Origin of the sequence: Staphylococcus nepalensis (genome assembly GCF_014635045.1) — a bacterium.
In the GTDB taxonomy this organism is placed as follows: Bacteria; Bacillota; Bacilli; order Staphylococcales; family Staphylococcaceae; genus Staphylococcus; species Staphylococcus nepalensis.
This window is the reverse complement of sequence record NZ_BMCF01000003.1, coordinates 102,164-123,449: the sequence shown is the minus strand read 5'-3', so window position 1 is coordinate 123,449 and position 21,286 is coordinate 102,164. Positions and strand designations below refer to the sequence as shown.

Genomic DNA, 21,286 nt, shown 5'->3' with positions numbered 1-21,286 from the left:
GTGTAACCTAAAATGTAACAAATTCGAAATAGCAACACACAGTAATAAGGAAAGTAGAATTTACACTGCTGACACAGAGAGTCTTCGCTTGCTGAAAGGAGACACAGAAAGAAAGTTTGAAAATGGCCTTTGAGTGTTGATGCCAATATGAGGTATCAACGGGTTCGCCCGTTACAGCGATACAGTATTAACATTTTGTTAAATGGCGTACTGGATTATGCCACGCGTCGGATATGTTGTTAATACTCATTTTACATTTAGCTAAAGTGAGTTTTTTATTTAAACATATTACGATAGCACAATTCAGTACATGTGTGTAAGACAATTTGGCGTACTGGATAAGATTACTTTAGTGATAAAGTAATAAACAAAGGTGGTACCGCGAGCTAAGCTTTCGTCCTTTACATCCGATTTATTCGGGTTTAAAGGACGAAAGCTTTTTTTATTTTTAAAGGAGGTTATTTGTATTATGAAAAATACTGAACTATCACAAATAGCACTTACACATGATTCAACTGGCGCAATTGCAAACCCAATTTATTTATCAACTGCTTATCAGCATCCGCATTTAGGGGAATCAACAGGCTTTGATTATACAAGAACTAAAAACCCAACACGCTCAGCATTTGAAGAAGCCTTTGCTAAGTTAGAACGTGGCACTGCTTCATTTGCTACTGCAAGTGGTATGGCAGCTATACAATTAATATGTAATTTATTTAAAGCAGGTGACGAAATCTTAGTATCATTTGATTTATACGGAGGCACGTTTAGACTATTTGATTTTTATGAAAAACAATATGGTGTTCACTTCAAATACGTAGATTTTTTAAACTATGAAGCAGTAAAGGAAAGCATTACAGATCATACTAAAGCGTTATTCATTGAAACAATTTCAAACCCACAAATGTTAGAAGTAGACGTTGACCCTTATTATGTATTAAGTAAAGAACATCATTTATTAACGATTATAGACAATACATTTTTAACACCTTATCTATCGACACCGCTTGAAGATGGTGCGGATATCGTACTACATTCGGCTACAAAGTATATAGGTGGGCATAATGATGTACTTGCTGGTGTAGTTACAGTTAAAGACCCTCATTTAGCTGAACAATTAGGTGAATTCCACAATATGATCGGTGCAACTTTATCACCTTTTGACAGTTATTTATTACAGCGTGGGCTAAAGACATTACATTTAAGAATGGATCGTTCAGAATACAATGCCAAATTGCTAGCAGAACGATGTTGTAACTTAAAAGGTATTGATCAAGTCTTATATTGTGGGCGCACAGGCATGTTGAGCTTACGGTTAGATAAAAATTATAAAGCGGATAAATTTTTAGAAAGCTTACAAGTTTGTATTTTTGCAGAAAGTTTAGGCGGCACTGAAACATTCATTACCTTCCCATATACGCAAACACATGTCGATATGCCTGATGAGGAAAAGGACAAACGTGGTATTGACGAACATTTACTTAGACTATCTATCGGTGTTGAAAATTACGAAGATATTGAAAAAGATATTATTCAAGCATTAGAAAAAGCTAAAGAAGGAGTGATTTCATGAGTTTATCAAAAGAAACAGAAGTGATATTCGATGCTAATAGAGGTGTTGATTATGATTCAGCTAATCCTCCTTTATATGCATCTTCAACTTTTCATCAAAAAGTTTTAGGTGGCGACGCTAAATATGATTATGCGCGCAGTGGTAACCCTAATCGTGCGCTATTAGAAGAAAAGTTAGCTGCACTTGAAGGTGGCGATTATGCATTTGCTTATGCATCTGGTATCGCTGCTATTTCAGCTGTATTACTCACATTAAATTCTGGTGATCATGTTATCCTTCCAGACGATGTCTATGGCGGTACTTTCCGGTTAACTGAACAAATATTAACACGTTTCAACATTCAATTTACTACAGTAGATACAACACACTTACAAGAAATCGAACAAGCCATTCAATCAAATACAAAACTCGTATATATTGAAACGCCATCCAATCCATTATTTAAAATCACGGATATTAAAGGTGTCGCACAAATTGCTGAACAGCATAAACTATTGCTTGCTGTAGATAATACATTTATGACACCCCTTGGCCAATCGCCTTTAGCATTAGGCGCAGATATTGTCGTTCATAGTGCTACCAAATTCTTAGGTGGCCATAGCGATATCATTGCAGGTGCTGCTATAACTAGTAATAAAGAAGTAGCTGATGCACTTTATTTATTACAAAATGGCACAGGGACCGCGTTATCTGCACATGATAGCTGGACTTTATCTCAACATTTAAAAACGTTATCTGTGCGTTTTAACCAATCTGTTGAAAATGCTCAAAAACTTTATACATTCTTATCACAACGTGAAGAAATTGCAGAAGTTTATTACCCGGGGAATGATGCATTACACCTATCTCAAGCAAGTCATGGCGGTGCCGTTTTAGGCTTAAGATTGAAAGACGAAACAAAAGCACAAGCATTTGTAGATGCACTCACGTTACCACTCGTTTCTGTCAGCTTAGGTGGAGTTGAAACAATTCTGTCTCACCCGGCTACAATGTCTCATGCTGCTGTACCAAAAGAAGTTCGTGAAGCACGTCATATTACGTTTGGATTATTTAGATTAAGTGTAGGTTTAGAAAATGCAGATGAGTTAATAGCAGACTTGAACTTTGCACTGAAGGAGGCCTTCAATGAGTCAACTAATCAACAAACTGAAACAGAATATTTTAGTCGCTGATGGTGCTATGGGAACAATTCTGTATTCAGATGGTTTAGATACGTGTCCAGAAGCATATAACCTAACCCATCCTGAAAAAATAGAACGCATACACCGGTCCTATATTGAATCTGGAGCAGATATTATCCAAACCAATACGTATGGCGCAAATTTTGAAAAATTAAAATTATTTGGTTTAGAACATAAAGTGAAAGACATACACAAAGCCGCAGTACAGATTGCTAAAAAAGCAGCTAACAATGAAACATTTATATTAGGTACTGTTGGCGGGTTTAGAGGTGTAAAACAAGAACCTTTAAGTTTAGAGGCCATTCAATACCACACTGAAATACAAGTAGATACACTAGTCGAAGAAGGCATCGACGGTTTACTATTCGAAACATATTACGATTTAGAAGAACTCACCAATATCATCAAGGCTACAAAGCAAAAACATAATATACCTATTGTCGCACAGTTAACAGCTTTAAACACAAACTATTTAAGAGATGGCACAGAAATCAATACGGCTTTACAACAAGTTGTAAATAGCGGCGCAGATATCGTAGGGCTGAATTGCCATCACGGCCCACACCACATGCAGCAATCATTTTCACATATTGAATTGCCTGAGCATGCCTATCTGTCTTGCTACCCAAATGCAAGTTTATTAGATATTGAAAATAGTCAATTCAAATATAGTGATAACGCTGAATACTTTGGTAAAGTCGCCAAACAATTGATTAATGAAGGTGTTCGAATTATCGGGGGCTGTTGCGGTACAACACCTGAACATATTCAATTTATCAAGTCTTCAATAGCCAACTTAGAACCAGTCACTCATAAAAACGTCATACCTATTAAAAAATATAACAGTTGCTCACGTACACAGACCAAACAGCAAAACTTAACAACCAAAGTCAAACAACGTCCGACCATTATCGTCGAATTAGACACACCTAAGCACTTAGATACAGAATTATTTTTCAGAAATATCAAAAAACTTGATGATGCACATATTGATGCAGTGACATTAGCAGACAATTCATTAGCCACTGTACGCATTAGTAACGTTGCAGCTGCAAGTATTATCAAGCAACAATATACTATTGAGCCATTAGTTCATATTACGTGTCGTGATCGTAATCTCATTGGTTTACAGTCACATTTATTAGGACTATCACTACTTAATGTCAATGAAATTTTAACGATTACTGGAGACCCATCAAAAATAGGTCACTTACCTGGCGCAACAAACGTTTATGATGTGAACTCCAAAGGTTTAACAGAAATTGCATTGCGCTTTAATAAAGGTATTAACACAGATGGTGATGCGCTGAAGACAAAGACAAACTTCAACATCGCAGGTGCTTTTGATCCAAATGTTCGAAAGTTAGAAGGTTCAGTAAAGCGTGCTGAGAAAAAGATAGAAAGCGGTACGCACTACTTTATTACACAACCGGTCTACAGCACTGAAAAAATCAAAGAAATATATGAAGCAACCAAACATTTAGATGTGCCATTCTTTATTGGTATTATGCCAGTCACTAGTTATAATAACGCATTATTTTTACATAACGAAGTACCTGGCATTAAGCTATCAGAAGCAATTTTAGAACAATTTGAAGCTGTTAAGGATGACAAAGAAAAAACGAAAGCATTAAGCCTAAAGCTTTCGAAAGAACTCATAGACACCGTTCATAAATATTTTAATGGCTTGTATTTAATTACACCGTTCCAGAAAGTAGATTACTCTTTAGAACTTGCGTCATATTCACAATCAATTACTTCAAGTAAACAGGAGGCAATATTATGACAATTCAAACATCAAATTTAGGTTTCCCAAGATTAGGTAGAAAAAGAGAATGGAAAAAAACGATTGAAAGTTACTGGGCTAATAAAATAGATACTGACACACTCAACCAACAATTAACAGACTTGCATAAAGAGAATTTATTATTGCAAAAGAACTATAATTTAACGAGTGTACCTGTCGGAGACTTTGCACTTTATGATCATATTCTTGATACTTCACTACTATTTAATATTATTCCTGAACGTTTCCAAGGTAGAGAAGTAAATAATGATTTATTATTCGATATTGCCAGAGGTAATAAAGAACATGTTGCAAGTGCGTTAATTAAATGGTTCAACACAAACTACCATTATATTGTACCTGAATGGGATAATGCAGAACCAAAACTTAACCACAACGTATTATTAGATCGATTCAACTATGCACAGTCTATCAATGTAAATGCGCACCCAGTTATTGTAGGCCCAATTACATTTGTAAAACTCTCTAAAGGCGGCGCTCAATCATTTGAAGAAAAAGTAAATACATTATTGCCTTTATATAAAGAAGTACTACAATCTTTAGTAGATGCTGGTGCTGAATATATTCAAATTGATGAACCTGTACTTGTTGAAGATGATAGCGCAGCATACGAAGATGTTACGCGTACTGCTTATAACTATTTTGCAGAAGAAGGATTAAGTCATTACCTTGCCATTCAAACTTATTTTGAACGTGTAAACTTAAAATTCCTAAATAGTTTACCTGTAAAAGGGTTAGGTTTAGATTTTGTACACGATAACGGCTATAATTTAGCACAAATCAAAGCTGGTGACTTAGACAAAGACAAAACACTCTATGCTGGTATCATTGATGGTCGTAACGTGTGGGCTGCAGACATTGAAGCTAAAAAATCACTGATTGAAACATTACAAAATCATACAAATGATCTTGTTATTCAACCTTCATCTTCATTATTGCATGTACCAGTCTCATTAGACGATGAAACATTAGATGAGTCAATCGCTGAGGGTTTAAGCTTTGCTACTGAAAAATTAGACGAATTAGATGCTTTAAGACGACTATTTAATGACAATGACAGTCAAAAATTTGATGTGCTTCAAACACGTTATGAACGTTTCCAAAATCAATCTTTCAAAAACCTTGAATATGATTTTGACCGTGCACGCACTACGAGACAATCGCCATTTAAAGTACGTAAAAAAGCGCAAGACGCACGTCTTAACTTGCCTGACTTGCCTACAACGACGATTGGTTCGTTCCCACAATCGCAAGAAGTAAGAAAGTTCCGTGCTGATTGGAAGAATAGCCGTATTACAGATGAAGATTATAAATCTTTCCTAAAAAATGAAATTGCCCGTTGGATTAAAATACAAGAAGATATCGGATTAGATGTCTTAGTACATGGTGAATTTGAGCGAAATGACATGGTAGAATTCTTCGGAGAAAAATTACAAGGTTTCTTAGTAACTAAGTTTGGTTGGGTGCAATCTTACGGATCTCGTGCAGTGAAGCCACCCATCATCTATGGTGATGTAAAGTGGTCAGAACCTTTAACTGTTAAAGAAACACTTTATGCACAAAGTTTAACGAATAAACCAGTAAAAGGTATGCTTACTGGACCAGTAACAATCTTAAATTGGTCATTTGAACGCGTAGATTTACCACGTGAAGAGGTTCAAGATCAAATTGCATTAGCCATTAACGAAGAAGTCTTGGCACTAGAAAAAGCTGGTATTCAAATTATTCAAGTGGATGAACCTGCATTAAGAGAAGGTTTACCGTTACGTTCAGAATATCATGAAGACTACCTTAATAAAGCCGTACGCTCATTCAAACTAGCTACATCTTCTGTTGCCGATGAAACGCAAATTCATACACATATGTGCTATTCTCAATTTGGTCAAATTATCCATGCTATCTATGATTTAGATGCAGATGTCATTTCAATTGAAACATCTCGTAGCCATGGTGATTTAATTAAAGACTTCGAAGATATTACTTACGATTTAGGTATTGGATTAGGGGTATATGATATTCATAGTCCACGTATTCCTACCGAAGCTGAAATTACAGAAGCCATCAACCGTGCTTTACAAGAAATTGACCGTTCTTTATTCTGGGTAAACCCAGACTGCGGTTTAAAAACGCGTAAAGAAGATGAAGTTAAAGAAGCCTTAACTGTACTTGTAAATTCAGTAGATAAATTACGTAAATCAACAAATCCAGCAACAGTTTAATAATTAATGATGAAGGTGATATCAATGCATTATCCGTTATGGGATCAATTAGAACAATTAAAAACGTCATCGTGGATCGACTTGACCCACACGTTTGATGAAACTATTCCGTGTTTCAGTGAATTTGAACGCGCAAAAGTCTCCACACTTTTTAATATTGCCGATGATGGTTTCTATGTACAAAATTGGAATATTGTAACCCAGTATGGTACACATATTGATGCACCGATACATTTTGTCGAAAAAACACGTTATCTGCATGAAATTGACTTAAAAGAACTCGTATTACCACTTGTTGTTCTAGATTTTTCACAAGAAGTAGCAGCAGATGCTGATTTTATTTTAACGCGGGATCTTATTAAACAATGGGAAGCCAAACATGGATCCATAGAACCAGGCACATTTGTCGCTTTCCGAAGTGATTGGTCTAAGCGGTGGCCAGATATTGAACGTTTTGAAAATAAAGATGCAAAGAGCAATCTCCACCTACCCGGTTGGGGGTTAGACGCTTTGCAATATTTACTAGAAGATAGACAAGTGAAATCAATAGGACACGAAACGTTTGATACAGACGCTTCAATTGATGTTGCAAAAAACGGAGACATTATAGGCGAGCGTTACGTATTGGGACAAGACACCTTTCAACTTGAATTACTAACGAATTTAGACCAATTACCTACACGTGGTGCTATTATTTATGCCATTAGCCCAAAACCAAACAAAGCACCCGGGTTCCCAGTACGTGCTTTTGCTATTAAACCATAACCATCGAATGGAACTGTCCATTCTGTCTCTAAAATATAAATCATTATAAAACCTAGCCATTATAAAATATATAAGAAATTGAGCCCTTCTTATATTTCCTTTCTATATAATAGATAAATTCTAAAAACGATAAACTCGATATGCGTTTATTTAAAAATAGTAAAGCGTACATTAAGTAACGCTTTACTATATATGAGTGCCAAAGTTTTCAATCATATCGCCAACCTAACTGGGGCGGGAGTACGATATCAAATGAAATATTTGATTTCTATCCCGCCTCAATTTTTTGAATAAATTCATAGGCCATAAGTTGGATTTTTTTATAGATGATAATCTCTATCATTTAAAAAATATAAAACAATGTTATACTTCATTTAAATTCTATTATACGAATAGCGTGTAATGATTCACGCTTTGCTATAAATTATTAATACAATACGAGGTGACCTTTTTGGAATTAAATAGAACAAATTCCCCTTTTGATGAAAATCAATTGGAACTTATAAAACAACTCATGCCAACACTGTCATCAGATCAACAGTCTTGGTTAAGCGGCTATTTACTTAATACTTCTACAGGTGAAGGTGACCTAAATCAATATACTGATGATCATGCTGAGCCCTCAGAGCATTTAAGTGAAAAGACTGAGCCAACTGAATCAACAGCATCAACTGAAACAGCTACTTCAGAAGCACCACAAACAGATACTACTGCCACTTCTACAGATGAACCATTAGAAGTAAATATTTTATTCGGTACAGAAACAGGAAATGCTGAAGAAATAGCAGATGAATTCGAAACGAAATTAAAAGAACATGACATCACAGTGCATACTTGGGAGATGGACGATTTTCCTCAAGAAGATTTAACCAAAGTGAATCATGTGTTTATTATCACTTCAACACATGGCGTGGGCGAGCCCCCAATCAACGCTTTAGATTTTTATGATTTTCTACACAGTGATGAAGCGCCTGACTTAAGCCATTTAAATTTTTCAGTCCTTGCATTAGGCGATCAAGACTATCCTGATTTCTGCCAAGCCGGGAAAGACTTTGATAAAATTTTAAGTGATTTAGGCGGCAATCGATTAGCTGATCGTGTCGAATGTGACTTTGATTTTGAAGAAACTTCTGAGCAATGGATTATTGATATGCTTGAACTTTTGACTCAAATATCTTCTGGAAATCAAAATGAGGAACCCATCGATGAGGATGTTATTGTAGAAGAACCACAAGCACCCTATTCAAAAACACACCCTTTTTTCGCTGAAGTAGTCGAAAATAGCGTGTTGACTGAACCAACTGCAACACGTGAAGTCAGACATCTCGAGCTATCTTTAGATGGCTATGGTGAATCCTACGAACCAGGAGATAGTTTAGTCATTGTCCCTAAAAACAATCCTGTGCTTGTAGAAGAATTAATCGATACATTAGGCTGGGATAGTACGACTTCTATCACTATAGATAATAGTGACCAAACTGTTTCATTACAAAATGCACTTACAAATGAATTTGAAATATCTAAGTTAACACCTTCCATATTAAATAATGCCGCAGCATTATTTGGAAATCCTATGTTAAACGCAAATGTGCAGAAAAAAGAATGGGTTCAAAACTATATTTATGGTAGAGATTTCATCGACTTAATCAAAGACTTTACCCCTGTATCACTTACACCTGATATGTTAAAGGATTTATTAAGAAAACTACCGCCTAGAGAGTACTCTATTGCGAGTAGTAATCAAGTTAACCCTCACACCGTGCACATTACGGTACGTGTTGTGAAGTACGAGGCACATCATCGTGAACGCCAAGGTGTTTGCTCTGTACAACTTGCCGACCGCACACAAACAGGCGATAAAATCCCTGTTTATCTTAAAAAGAACCCTAATTTCAAGTTCCCATATAACAACCATACGCCAGTCATTATGATTGGTGCTGGGACAGGTATCGCGCCTTACAGAGCATTCCTTCAAGAAAGAGAACATTTACAACTTAGAGGAAATCAATGGTTAATATTTGGAAATCAAAATTATGACGCCGATTTCTTGTATCGTAGTGATTTAGAGTCATGGCTTGAAAAAGGTATTATTAGCAAATTAGACTTAGCTTTTTCACGAGATACAGAAAACAAAATCTATGTCCAACACCGTATTGAAGAGAATGGCGCAGATTTCTATAAATGGTTAAGAAACGGTGCAACCGTTTATCTTTGTGGTGACAAAGATGAAATGGCTAAAGGGGTGCACCAATCACTTGTAAATGTATTAGTGCAACATGGTGACTTTACTCAAGCACAAGCGGAAGATTATTTAACAGAACTCATTAAAAATCAAAGATATCAACGAGATGTGTATTAATTTAGGATATAAATATCTTAAATGAATAATCACTATCTTAATCAACGCTAAATAGTTATGGATAAAATGATGTAGTTTGAATTCATTTTTGTTCGTACTCAATTTTTAAAAGGTGGCTATAATATGACTCAATACGCAATAACTTATGACAATGCATTAGTACTGATAAACAAAGAAAATGAGCATATTCAACTTGAAAGAAAATTAAAAGGTATGAATACGATTTCGGTGGCCCAAGACCCTCATGCTAGAGATACACTTTATTGTGGCACATTTGATCGCGGTTTATGGAAAAGTGTAGACAAAGGTCAGACATGGTTCCCTATCGGCACACGTTTTACTTACAATAGTCCATTCAACAAAGATGACATTCACATGACAGCTGTCACTGCAGTTACAGTTATAGATACAGGCGATAATCGCAGTGCTGTACTCGTAGGTACTGAACCTAGTGCTTTGTTCATATCATATGATCAAGGTGATTCATTCGAATTGCTTACCGATTTTAGTCATATTACTGGTAAAGACCATTGGTTCTTCCCTCCTAGACCACATACGCATCACGTAAAATGGTTTGACACAAATATTAAATCACCAAATATGATTAACCTTACAATTGAGGCAGGTGGCTTTATTCAATCCACTGATGCGGGTCAACATTGGGAGGCGCCAAAGACACAAGATACACCAATTGATATTCATGTCTTAAAAAGTCATCTAGAGTATCCTAATAAAATGTACGGTGTTTTAGGTGACGCTTTCTTAAATGGAGGTCGAGACACCTTTATTGAAAGTGATGACTATGGCAAGACTTGGACGACATTTATTGATGGTATTGAGCACAGATACGGTTATGGCTTAGCGGTTCATTCTCTAAACCCAAATAATATTGTTATCGCTACTTCAGACTCTCCATTTGATGCACATAACTATGGAAATAACACATTTTCCACGATTTACTATATTGATAAAAAGCAAGAAAGTAAGTGGACAGAAGCTACCAAAGGATTACCTTCTCCAGATGGCACATTAGTTTCAGCGGTTACTGAAAGAGATGGCATTTTTTATCTTGCTAATAACAAAGGTGTTTATTATTCAGATGATGGCGGCATCCATTGGGTAGCATTTGATATAGCGTGGCCAGATTCACTTACATCTCAACACGCGCATCAATTCATTACTTTAAATTAGAAAATATTACAACAAGTCCCCTTAAAACTTAGGACGCATCTAAGTTTTAAGGGGACTTGTTTATGGTCAAAAACTACATCAGTCAGAGTAAATGTATGCCACTTAGCTACAAATACATGCCACTTATATAGTTTACATAGTATTCATTGGTAAAATTTGATTTAATTATGGCAACAGGGGGGTGCAACATTTATGGAATTAGATGTGATTTACGATAATTATTTACCAGAAAGCAAAATTATCATGCATTGTCACGAACATGCAGAACAATTACCAGAAATTATCGCTTATATAAAACAACTGTCCCAAAACAAATTATTTCCCGGAAAATACAATGAAGCTGTTTACTATATTAAACAACAAGATATTATTTGTTTTCGTATAGAAAATAAGATTTTAACGATTATAACATCGAATTGTCAATACACCACTACGCAACGTTTATACGAAGTGAAATCACAACTTAATACACAATTTTTACAAATTTCAAAATCTGAAATTATAAATATTAACTATATTGATTATCTAAAACTCAATAAAAATGGCACTATTGAAATTCGATTTACCAATAATACTTTCACGTATTCTTCAAGACGCTATTTATCATTAATCAAGGAGGCTTTAAAACTATGAAACGTTTATTTCATGGCGCTATAATAGGCATTGCTATCGGTGTTATGATTGCTTTAATATGTTCCACTATCTTTGCACGGAATGAATTTCATCCAGTTTCTCCTGTATCGACGATGGGTGAGTATTATTTTCAACATTTAAGTGAATTACAAATTATGTTTATTTCAGTCATTATCTGGTCACTCATCGGTATTACTTTTAGCTTTGGTGATTTGATATTTTCAAACTCTAAGAAGTCTTTATTATTTAAAACATCGCTTCACTTTAGCCTTATGCTTATCATTATGTTACCTTTGGCAATATTAGCAGGATGGTTTCCGCTTAAAATATCAGCCATTCTATTTTTTATCATTATTTATACAGTTGTCTATTTTATGATATGGTTTATTGAAACAAAACGTAATCAACACGATATCAATGAGATTAACGATATAATTTCAAAACGAAAGCATAATAGACATCAATAATAACTAACCATCAAAAGATATTTGTAATGTTACGTCTCTTCTTTAATCAAAACGTTATAATAACCAAAAACCCCTTAAATGTGATGATTTCACATTTAAGGGGTAAATATTGATGTTTCAACGTTATGATCTTATATATTCAAAGATACCTGCAGCGCCCATACCAACGCCAATACACATCGTAACCATACCATATTTTGTGTCTGGACGTTTTTTCATTTCTGAAAGTAATCTACCTACTAGCATCGCACCAGTCGCTCCGAGTGGGTGCCCCAATGCAATTGCCCCGCCGTTGACATTTGTTTTTTCAACATCTAAGCCTGTTTCTCTCATAGAAGCTAACGTTTGGGATGCAAATGCTTCATTTAATTCCACTAAATCCATATCATCAACGTTTAAATTTGCTTGTTTCAACACTTCAGGAATTGCGTATGCTGGACCAATACCCATTACTTTAGGATCTACACCAACGGCTTTAAAGCCGACAAATCTGGCAATAGGTTCTACACCTAGCGCTTTTACTTTTTCACCTGACATAACAACCACAAAGCCTGTGCCGTCAGTTAAGGGTGCCGAGGAGCCTGCTGTCACTGTGCCATCCGCCTTGAAAACAGTAGGCAATTTAGACAATGTCTCTTGATTCGTGTCTGGTCTAATCAATTCATCATTTTTAAATACTTCTTGTGAAACTACTGGTCCGTTTTCATTATAATCAACTTTGTTCACTTCAATTGGAATGATTTCGTCTTCAAATTTACCTTCTTCTTGTGCTTTAGCAGCACGATAATGACTTTGTACTGCATAGGCATCCTGGTCTTCTCTAGAAACATTATAAGTTTCAGCTACCATTTCTGCAGTTAACCCCATTGGATAGGAAACACCAGAATCCTCATCTTGGAGAATTGGGTTGTTCGTCGGTTCATTGCCTCCCATAGGTACTGCACTCATAAGTTCTATACCGCCTGCAACAAGTATGTCTGCTTGATCAGCGATAATTTGGTTCGCTGCGTGTGCAATCGTTTGGAGTCCTGAAGAACAGTAACGATTGACGGTTTGTCCTGGCACCTCATTCGGCATGCCAGCTAACAAGGCAATGGTTCTGGCAATATTTTGACCTTGTAAGCCCTCAGGAAATGAATTTCCAACAATAACATCTTCAACCATGCTAGGTTCAAATGAACCTCCAACTCTTTCTAATACACCTTTTAACACTTTCGCAGCAACCTCATCTGGTCTTTCATGATTCATTGCACCATGCTTTGCTTTACCAGCTGCTGAACGTCCGTAAGCTACTATATATGCATCTCGCATTTAATTTCACCCTTTCTTCTATAATGTCCGATTATTAGTTGCGTAATGGTTTGCCTTTTTCTAACATATGAGAAATTCTGTCGTATGTTTTTTTGTTTTGTAGTAATTCTAAAAATCTTTCTTTTTCGAGTTTTTGTAAATATCTTTGGTTTACATAGGTATTACGTGGAATATCTCCGCCACTCAGTACTTCTGCAACTTTCAATGTTATTTCATAATCATAATTACTGATAAAGTGGCCTACACGTTGTGCATCCAATTGACCTTCTGCTAAGGCTTTAAAGTCTCTGCCTAGAGCAATATATTGGGATTTTGGAAGTGGCACATAATTCGTTTCCGATTCATAACGTGCACGTTTCAACGCCATTTCTATACGTCTCTCCGTGTTTAAAATAACTGTATCCGCCTCTCTTAAATAGCCATATCGCTTAGCCTCATAAGCATTTGTAGATACTTTAGCAAAACCAATCTGCATTAAAATTTTTGTAATAGAAGCTTGTTTATCGTCATTTTTATGATTTGTACGCATGATGCGGTCAGTAAGTTCTGCTAGTCCACCACCTGCTGGTAATAAACCTACACCTGCTTCTACAAGACCAATGTAAGATTCACTTGCTGCCACGACAATTGGTGAATGTAATACAAGTTCACAGCCCCCACCTAGAGCGCGACCATGCACAGCTGTTACAACAGGTTTTAATGAATGTTTTAATCTCGTAAACACATGATGTAATTGCTCTACCGCTTCTCCTACTTCAGAAACAACTTGTCCTTCTTCATGCGCTTTCTTCATTTGATACAAGTTAGCCCCTACACTAAAGTTGTTGCCACCTGCGTAAATGACCATACTCGTAAAGTCTTCGTTTTCAAGTTTATCTATAGCCTCTAATAAGTCTGTTAAAAACTGATTTGAAATAACATTGTTTTTACTTTGTAATTTTAATAACAACTGATCTTTATTTGCTACAGATAAATTAGAATCTGATCTATCCCATATTGCTTTATCAATATAGGCTGTTACTGGTGTAACGCGCTCAATCGATTCGCCTTTAGCATAAAATGACTCATTACGCTGTTCAATCCAATCTGGTAATTGACCCAACTCTTCTTTCATACGTGATTTAACACGTTCATAGCCCATAAGATCCCATAATTGGAATGGCCCTAACTTCCAGTTAAAGCCCCAAACCAATGCGCGGTCAATATCTTTAAAGTCTTCAGCTGCTTTAGGCACATTAATCGCTGAATAGTAGAAGTTATTTCTCAATGTTTCCCATAAAAATACGCCAGCATCATCTTGCGCATTAAAAATAACGTCTAAATTCGATGCGAGATCTTTACTAAATTTACCTAAAATTGCTAGCTGTGGTCGTTGAGGCTCTACGTAATCATTTTGTTCCTCATCAAAAACATAGCGCTGTTTATTTACTTTTTTGTAAAAGCCTTGTTTTGTTTTATTACCTAATGCGCCATTTTCCGCTAACTTTTCAGAAAGTGCTACGTCTTTGAAGAATGGTTGTTCTTCCGGCACTTTTTGTAGTCCTTTAATCACAGTCATAGCGATATCTAAACCTACTAAATCTGACAGGCCATATGTGCCCATTTTAGGTCGACCGATACTACGGCCAGTTAATGCATCAACTTCCGTAATAGAGAAGCCTTGTTGTTCTGCTCGATACATAATATCGTTCATTGTTTGTGTACCTACACGGTTGGCCACAAACCCTGGCACATCGTTTGCTACAATAACGCCTTTACCTAACACATCCTCTGCAAAAGCTTGCACACGTTTTACGACATCTGAATGCGTTTGTTTATTCGGGATGACTTCAACTAATTTCATAATTCTAGGTGGATTAAAGAAATGCATTCCGAAGAATCTTTCTTTGTCTTTGTCATCAAATACTTGAGCGATTGCTTCAATTGGGATACCTGATGTATTGGTTGCAAAAATAGCGTTATCACTAGCTACTTTTTTAACTTGATCCCAAATTTGATGTTTAATTTCCACTTCTTCTTTTACCGCTTCTATATATATATCTGCGTCATCATCTTCTTGTAAATCCTGTTTAAAATTTCCATACGATAAATTGGACGCAAATGATAAATCAAACAGCTGTGGTCGTTTAGGATTAGTTATAAATTCATACGCTTTTTTCGAAATTTTATTAGGATCATTTTCATCAATGACAATATCTAATAATTTAACTTTTAATCCTGCATTCACAAGTAGTGCAGCAATTTGGCTTCCCATTGTTCCTGCACCTAGCACTGTCGCTTTTCTTATCGTCATACTAAACCCTCCAATTATTTTTTATAACATTTTATGCACATATGTTTATATAAATGCTGAATCTCCTGTGATCGCTCTTCCGATAACTAACGCGTTGACTTCATGTGTACCTTCATATGTGTATATTGCTTCAGCATCTGCAAAGAAACGCGCGATATCATACTCTCCAGCTAAAATACCATTACCACCATGAACCCCACGGCCCATGGCTACTGACTCTCTCAGTCGTAATGAATTCATCATTTTAGCTGTTGACGTTGCGACTTCGTCATACTCACCGTTAGCTTGCATACGTGCAAGTTGCGCGCATGTAGCCATTGCTTGTGCCAAATTACCTTGCATCATTGCCAGTTTCTCTTGAATTAACTGGAATTTACTAATTTCTTTGCCGAATTGTTTACGTTTAGTTACATAGTCTGTAGTCGCTTTTAATGCCCCAGCCATGGCTCCTGTAGCCATGTAAGCAACACCCGCACGTGTTGAATATAAGACTTTTGCAATATCTTTAAAGCTATTAATATTTTGTAGACGTTGTGCTTCTTTGACGACTACGTTTTTCAAACGAATTTTTGCGTTAGGCACAATTCTAAGTGCAATTTTATGCTCTAATAGCTCGATTTCTACACCTTCTTGGCTTGGTTCAATAATGAAGCCTTTAGGTTTACCTGTTTCCACATCTACAGCGTATACTGGCATGACATCTGAAACATTTGCTCCGCCAATCCATTTCTTCTCTCCATTGATAACCCATTCATCACCTTGACGTTGGGCAGTCGTTTCTAACCCACCTGCAACGTCTGATCCATGTTCTGGTTCTGTAAGTGCAAAACACGTCCGTAATTCATGTGATTGTAATTTAGGTAGATAGTAAGCTTGTTGTTCTTTACTACCACCAAACCAAAATGAATTATGTCCTAAGCCTTGGTGTACACCTAACAAAGTTGCTAAAGATACATCAAATCTAGCGATTGTATATGACATGAAAAATTGAAACATTTGACTCGGTGTACGCGCGCCTTCACGCCCTTCAAAAAGCAATGGATTGTTAAAATAATCTAGCTTCCCTAATTCTTCAAAGTAATCTTCTGGTTCAGTAGCATTTAACCAATGCTCATTGACAGAATCGCGGTATTTTTCTTCTAACATATCATTCAATTGTTTTAATAATTTAACTTCTCCTTCAGTTAAATCTTTCCCGATACTTAAAATATCTTCCGGGTACAATGCTTTTAATGTTTCTTCTTTTGTTGGCATAATTAAAACCTCCATTTTGTTATCGCTTACATATATATTGAAAATTTTTTCGCTTTACGCTTTTCTCGATATTATATTTTAATTCAATTCATCGCTACCTTGTGCTTCTTTTTTAGCTTTTTCATTCATATATTTTTGGATTTCTAACTTATCTGCTTTTGAAGTTGAATTTAATGGCATATGTGTTAATTTCAAATATAGTCTCGGTATTTTATAACCAGCAATATTTTCTCTCATATGCGCATCTAATTTTGTTTCAAAATCTGGATCATCTTCTGTAAGAACAACTGCAGCAGATACAGATTCACCAAATTTAGGGCTATCATATCCCACTACAACGCCTTGAGCTACGAGTGGATGCTCTGATAACACAGCTTCAACTTCGGATGGCAAGACATTTTCACCACCCGTAATAATCATCTCTTTACGACGGTCAACAATATAGACATCGCCATCTTCATCTACCTTGGCTAAATCCCCTGTTAAGAAATACTCGCCATGAAAAGCTTTTGCAGTCTCTTCTGGTTTGTTCCAATAACCTGGTGTGGTATTATTCCCACGGACGCCAAGTTCTCCAATTTCTCCAACTTGTACTTCTTCAAAGTTATCATCGAATATGCATATATCCATAAACATAACAGGTTGACCAATACTAGCTGGTTTCTGTGCACCGTTCTCTGGCGTATTGACCATAACAAGTGGCGCTTCTGTTAAACCATACCCATTGATAATAGAATAGCCCATACTGTTAAATTTCTTTTGTACCATTGGTAAGGGCGCCGATCCTCCTTGTATTAAGAAATCAATGCTCTCAAAATTTTTCAAGTCGAAATTTTCTGCTACTAACATGGCATAATACATCGTTGGAATTTGAATTAAATAATTAGGTTGATATTGAGCCATTAAATCGTTTAAAGCTTCACCATTAAAGTAACGTTGTAATACAAGCGTGCCACCAGCCATTAATAAAGGAAGCGTCAAATCATTAAATCCTAGTACATGAAACATCGGCGTCGATATAATTGTCGTGTATGTCGCATTAATTTTATAAGTAAGTGCCGTGTTAATAGGATTATTTACAAAAGAGTCATATGAAAACATAACGCCTTTAGGTAATCCTGTTGTACCGCTTGTATACATTAATGAAGCTAAATCACTACCTTCAACACTTACAGTATTAAAAGGACGATGATGCGATGGATCTACAATATTATCATAAGCTTTTGAATCAATATCCATGTGAAGCAGGTCGTCTGCAATACCTTCTAAGCTCGAAACATGCTTCTCAGCATAAAAAATCAGTTTCACGTTCGAATCTGCGATGACACTTTGTATTTCTTGTGTTTTTAAACGCCAATTAATTGGTAAGTAAACGGCGCCTATTTTAAATGAAGCGAACATAACATCCAACAAAGCTACATCATTTGGCGTAAATATGCCTACAACGTCTCCACGTTGAACTCCTTGGTCTTGTAAGTAATTCGCTAAATTTTCTGCACGTATATTCAAATCTTGATAAGACCATTCTGTACCTTTGAATGGGTCAATCACCGCGGCTTTACTATCATCAAATGCTGCTCTTGTTTTTATCCAGTCGTAGTTCATATTTTTCTCCCCCTTAGTTTAAATACGATATTCCGACTTTATCTCATCAGACAATCCTCCCCACTTACATTGATAAATATCATGATTTATCTCTTCTAAGTGTTCTGCAATGATTGGTTTAAAGTCCATACTTGCTAGAATGTCTCTTTCTAAATCTAGTCCAGGTGCTATTTCAATCAGTTTCAATCCTTGTTGTGTAAGTTCAAATACAGCACGTTCTGTAACAAAATAAACATCTTGATCAAGCGCAAAAGCATTTTCAACATTGAAATCAATATTATCAATTTCGTTAATAAATTTTGGTATGTGACCTTCTTGTTCAACACTTACCTTATGAGGCGCATAGTTTAGTTGACCCCCGACAACTAATGAACCTGAAAAAACAATCGTTTTGACAGTCTGGCTAATGTCAATAAACCCACCACAGCCATTCATTTTATTGCCGAATTTTGAAACATTTACATTGCCTTTGGCATCTACTTGGGCAAAGCTTAAAAATGCTATATCTACACCACCGTTATAGATAAAATCCCAAGTCATGTCGTGTCTCATGCGTGCGCTTAAATTATAATTCATACCAAATTGCTTGCCACTACTAATCAAGCCACCGTAAACGCCTGTATCTATATTGGGTTGAACTAAATCGTTAACCCCTTCTTCAGTTAAAAGATTGGATAACTCATTATTAATGCCAAAACCAATACTGATGACATCTCCTTGAAGTAGGAATTGAGAAGCACGTCTCAAAATAACTTTTCGCGTGCCTAATTCTATATATGGTTCTCGCATTTCTGTAATCTGATAATGCCCTGAGAGCGCCGGATCATAATATGTTTGCAACACTTGTCTATGATATTTAGGGTCTCGGTTTACTACGACATAATCAATGAGTTTGCCAGGTATAAAAACATCACTCGGATTAAAACGGCCATTTTGAATCACTTCTTTAACTTGAACAATCACTTTACCGTTATTTTTATGTGTACGCGCCGCCAAACTAAAACCCTCTCCTAAATGCGTCTCATGCGTCATGTAAATATTGCCATCTTCATCAGCATAAGTGCCTCTTAGTAAAGCAATATCGATTTCTGGAAAATGATAGTTCAAATAAGGCTCATCATTAATATTAATTAAAGAAACTAAATCTTCAGTAGTACGTGAATTGACCTTCCCACCAGAATAACGTGGATCCACATTCGTATTTAATCCAATTTTCGTAATGGGTCCTGGTAAAGCTTCTGTACTTCCACGATAGTGTGTAGTAATGACGCCTTGAGGAAGATAATAAGCTTCTATATCATTATTTTGCATTGCTTGAATGGTTACCGGTGAACCAGTAATAATACTAGTGATTAATCGTTTAATCATACCCCTTGAAACGAAAGCATCTAAATCATAACTGTCTCCGCGATAATCACTGATATCATTAGCGAGCATTATCGTTAAATGATTGAGTGATCGATCCTCATCATATTGTTCGACTAACGTTTTAAGTATCTCAGCTGGTAAATTTGCTGTAGATAAGGCTGCCAGAGCTATAACATCACCTTCGTTAATGATGTTTTTCAAATCTGAAAACGGAATAATTTTCATACAGGTTCTCCTATCTATATTTAATCCCTCTTTAATATGTTTTGCTCTATAAATCTCTCCTTTTCTTATAAATGTAAGCCCTTACATGTAATATACCATTATTATTGAAAATTATGCAAAAATTTTTAATTTTACGAAATTAGTAACTAGAAGGAATGATTGTGACTTTAGTCATGACAGTACAAAAAGTTATTTTTAGAAAATAGGTCTATTTAAAGTGGCGATTAGAGGGTAGTTAGAAGTCAAAACCAACATGATCACTATGTGTTGGAATTTAAGTGAATCGTTCCGTAGTATTTAACAGAAATTAAGTATTCATGTATTTGAAAAGTCACTTATACTAAAGAGTCATTTTAAAATGAAAGGTTGTTTAAATGAAAAGCAAATCAGTTTTAATCAAAAATATTGCTATGATTTTATTCTTATTAGCGGGCAGTTTACATGCATTAGCAACATTCTACTGGTCGTTTGGCGGCGAAATAGGTTTGATGACTGTTGGAGGCTGGACTTTCGATATGAAAAAATCATATGGTAATCCGCTTTTACTAATCATGTTTCTTATAGGATTGTTTAAACTTTTATCCACTTGGATTCCGCTTATACTTTATTACAAAAACAATAAAGTTATAAGGTTCACTTCCTATATTGGTGCCATCATACTCATTATACATGGTGGCGTAAATACAGTGGTTGGATGGTTAAAATTGTTAGACATAATGTCAGTTGGATTTAAATTAAGCTTTATAGGACAAGCTTTTATTTGGGATCCTTTATTTCTCATATGGGGATTAGGGCTAATGACCTTTTTAATCATTAAGAATGATAAGCATAAAATGTATTAAATACATTCTCAGTTATAAAAAATGGGTTTAATACCTCCAAAAAAGCAATCATCTTATTCTATTTTAAATGCATAAAAAAACAGGGCGAGACAGAAATCTTTTTTCTTAAAAGACTCCGTTGTCCCTCCCTGATAAAGATAATGAACAAATGTATATTTTTAATAAATACAGATATGTCAGTACGCTCTTTTAT

15 protein-coding genes and 1 other annotated feature are annotated in these 21,286 nt (G+C 35.7%); of the genes, 10 read left to right on the top strand and 5 right to left on the bottom strand.

Annotation, left to right across the window (positions count from 1 at the left end):
- The first annotated feature begins 32 nt into the window (after positions 1–32).
- Positions 33–405, top strand: a binding site (T-box leader).
- 64 nt (positions 406–469) lie between these two features.
- The 9 genes from IEU88_RS06140 (at position 470) to IEU88_RS06100 (ending at position 12,195) form a co-directional block, all read left to right on the top strand.
- A complete protein-coding gene (locus IEU88_RS06140) occupies positions 470–1,573 on the top strand; it encodes a PLP-dependent transferase (RefSeq protein ID WP_103372643.1) in 1,104 nt (367 codons plus the stop codon).
- A complete protein-coding gene (gene metC / locus IEU88_RS06135) occupies positions 1,570–2,745 on the top strand; it encodes a cystathionine beta-lyase MetC (protein WP_103372642.1) in 1,176 nt (391 codons plus the stop codon). Before IEU88_RS06140 ends, metC begins: the two co-directional genes overlap by 4 nt.
- Complete coding sequence (locus IEU88_RS06130; RefSeq protein WP_103372641.1) at positions 2,699–4,540, top strand: bifunctional homocysteine S-methyltransferase/methylenetetrahydrofolate reductase; 1,842 nt, start codon at positions 2,699–2,701, stop codon at positions 4,538–4,540. The genes metC and IEU88_RS06130 overlap by 47 nt, the downstream gene beginning before the upstream one ends.
- A complete protein-coding gene (metE, locus tag IEU88_RS06125; RefSeq protein ID WP_103372640.1) occupies positions 4,534–6,780 on the top strand; it encodes a 5-methyltetrahydropteroyltriglutamate--homocysteine S-methyltransferase in 2,247 nt (748 codons plus the stop codon). The genes IEU88_RS06130 and metE overlap by 7 nt, the downstream gene beginning before the upstream one ends.
- A 24-nt stretch (positions 6,781–6,804) precedes the next feature.
- Positions 6,805–7,545 (top strand): cyclase family protein, encoded by a 741-nt coding sequence (locus IEU88_RS06120; protein WP_103372639.1) that lies wholly within the window; start codon positions 6,805–6,807, stop codon positions 7,543–7,545.
- Between the two features lie 451 nt (positions 7,546–7,996).
- A complete protein-coding gene (locus tag IEU88_RS06115; protein ID WP_103372638.1) occupies positions 7,997–9,904 on the top strand; it encodes a diflavin oxidoreductase in 1,908 nt (635 codons plus the stop codon).
- Positions 9,905–10,027: 123 nt separating this feature from the next.
- The gene (locus tag IEU88_RS06110; RefSeq protein ID WP_103372637.1) at positions 10,028–11,095 is read left to right on the top strand and encodes a WD40/YVTN/BNR-like repeat-containing protein; all 1,068 of its coding nucleotides are present in this window, start codon (positions 10,028–10,030) and stop codon (positions 11,093–11,095) included.
- Between the two features lie 192 nt (positions 11,096–11,287).
- Entirely contained in the window at positions 11,288–11,728 is a 441-nt protein-coding gene (locus tag IEU88_RS06105) for a LytTR family DNA-binding domain-containing protein (RefSeq protein WP_103372636.1), read from the top strand.
- Complete coding sequence (locus tag IEU88_RS06100; protein ID WP_103372635.1) at positions 11,725–12,195, top strand: DUF3021 domain-containing protein; 471 nt, start codon at positions 11,725–11,727, stop codon at positions 12,193–12,195. Before IEU88_RS06105 ends, IEU88_RS06100 begins: the two co-directional genes overlap by 4 nt.
- A gap of 123 nt (positions 12,196–12,318) precedes the next feature.
- Here the strand turns inward: IEU88_RS06100 and IEU88_RS06095 are convergent, their stop codons facing one another.
- From IEU88_RS06095 to fadX, 5 genes are all read right to left on the bottom strand, one after another.
- On the bottom strand, positions 12,319–13,506 hold the full coding sequence (locus IEU88_RS06095) for a thiolase family protein (protein ID WP_103372634.1): 1,188 nt from the start codon (positions 13,504–13,506) through the stop codon (positions 12,319–12,321).
- A 34-nt stretch (positions 13,507–13,540) separates the two neighbouring features.
- Positions 13,541–15,799 carry a 3-hydroxyacyl-CoA dehydrogenase/crotonase FadB gene (gene fadB, locus IEU88_RS06090; protein ID WP_103372633.1) on the bottom strand — a complete coding sequence of 753 codons (2,259 nt, stop codon included), beginning with the start codon at positions 15,797–15,799 and terminating at the stop codon, positions 13,541–13,543.
- 45 nt (positions 15,800–15,844) lie between these two features.
- Positions 15,845–17,053, bottom strand: a complete 1,209-nt coding sequence (fadE, locus tag IEU88_RS06085; protein ID WP_096811151.1) for an acyl-CoA dehydrogenase FadE — start codon at positions 17,051–17,053, stop codon at positions 15,845–15,847.
- Positions 17,054–17,131: 78 nt separating this feature from the next.
- The gene (fadD, locus tag IEU88_RS06080) at positions 17,132–18,658 is read right to left on the bottom strand and encodes a long-chain-fatty-acid--CoA ligase FadD (protein ID WP_103372632.1); all 1,527 of its coding nucleotides are present in this window, start codon (positions 18,656–18,658) and stop codon (positions 17,132–17,134) included.
- Between the two features lie 18 nt (positions 18,659–18,676).
- Positions 18,677–20,251 (bottom strand): fatty acid degradation protein FadX, encoded by a 1,575-nt coding sequence (fadX, locus tag IEU88_RS06075; RefSeq protein WP_103372631.1) that lies wholly within the window; start codon positions 20,249–20,251, stop codon positions 18,677–18,679.
- Between the two features lie 374 nt (positions 20,252–20,625).
- On the opposite strand from fadX, the gene IEU88_RS06070 reads away from it, so the two are divergent.
- The gene (locus IEU88_RS06070) at positions 20,626–21,093 is read left to right on the top strand and encodes a DUF3995 domain-containing protein (protein ID WP_103372630.1); all 468 of its coding nucleotides are present in this window, start codon (positions 20,626–20,628) and stop codon (positions 21,091–21,093) included.
- Positions 21,094–21,286: the final 193 nt, after the last annotated feature.

Bases quoted from the DNA above. Each gene is read 5' to 3' on its own strand.
- fadE (WP_096811151.1), bottom strand. From the start codon at position 17,053: ATGCCAACAAAAGAAGAAACATTAAAAGCATTGTACCCGGAAGATATT.
- fadX (WP_103372631.1), bottom strand. From the start codon at position 20,251: ATGAAAATTATTCCGTTTTCAGATTTGAAAAACATCATTAACGAAGGT.
- IEU88_RS06100 (WP_103372635.1), top strand. From the start codon at position 11,725: ATGAAACGTTTATTTCATGGCGCTATAATAGGCATTGCTATCGGTGTT.
- IEU88_RS06110 (WP_103372637.1), top strand. From the start codon at position 10,028: ATGACTCAATACGCAATAACTTATGACAATGCATTAGTACTGATAAAC.
- metC (WP_103372642.1), top strand. From the start codon at position 1,570: ATGAGTTTATCAAAAGAAACAGAAGTGATATTCGATGCTAATAGAGGT.
- IEU88_RS06140 (WP_103372643.1), top strand. From the start codon at position 470: ATGAAAAATACTGAACTATCACAAATAGCACTTACACATGATTCAACT.
- fadB (WP_103372633.1), bottom strand. From the start codon at position 15,799: ATGACGATAAGAAAAGCGACAGTGCTAGGTGCAGGAACAATGGGAAGC.
- IEU88_RS06130 (WP_103372641.1), top strand. From the start codon at position 2,699: ATGAGTCAACTAATCAACAAACTGAAACAGAATATTTTAGTCGCTGAT.
- fadD (WP_103372632.1), bottom strand. From the start codon at position 18,658: ATGAACTACGACTGGATAAAAACAAGAGCAGCATTTGATGATAGTAAA.
- IEU88_RS06105 (WP_103372636.1), top strand. From the start codon at position 11,288: ATGGAATTAGATGTGATTTACGATAATTATTTACCAGAAAGCAAAATT.
- IEU88_RS06095 (WP_103372634.1), bottom strand. From the start codon at position 13,506: ATGCGAGATGCATATATAGTAGCTTACGGACGTTCAGCAGCTGGTAAA.
- IEU88_RS06120 (WP_103372639.1), top strand. From the start codon at position 6,805: ATGCATTATCCGTTATGGGATCAATTAGAACAATTAAAAACGTCATCG.
- IEU88_RS06070 (WP_103372630.1), top strand. From the start codon at position 20,626: ATGAAAAGCAAATCAGTTTTAATCAAAAATATTGCTATGATTTTATTC.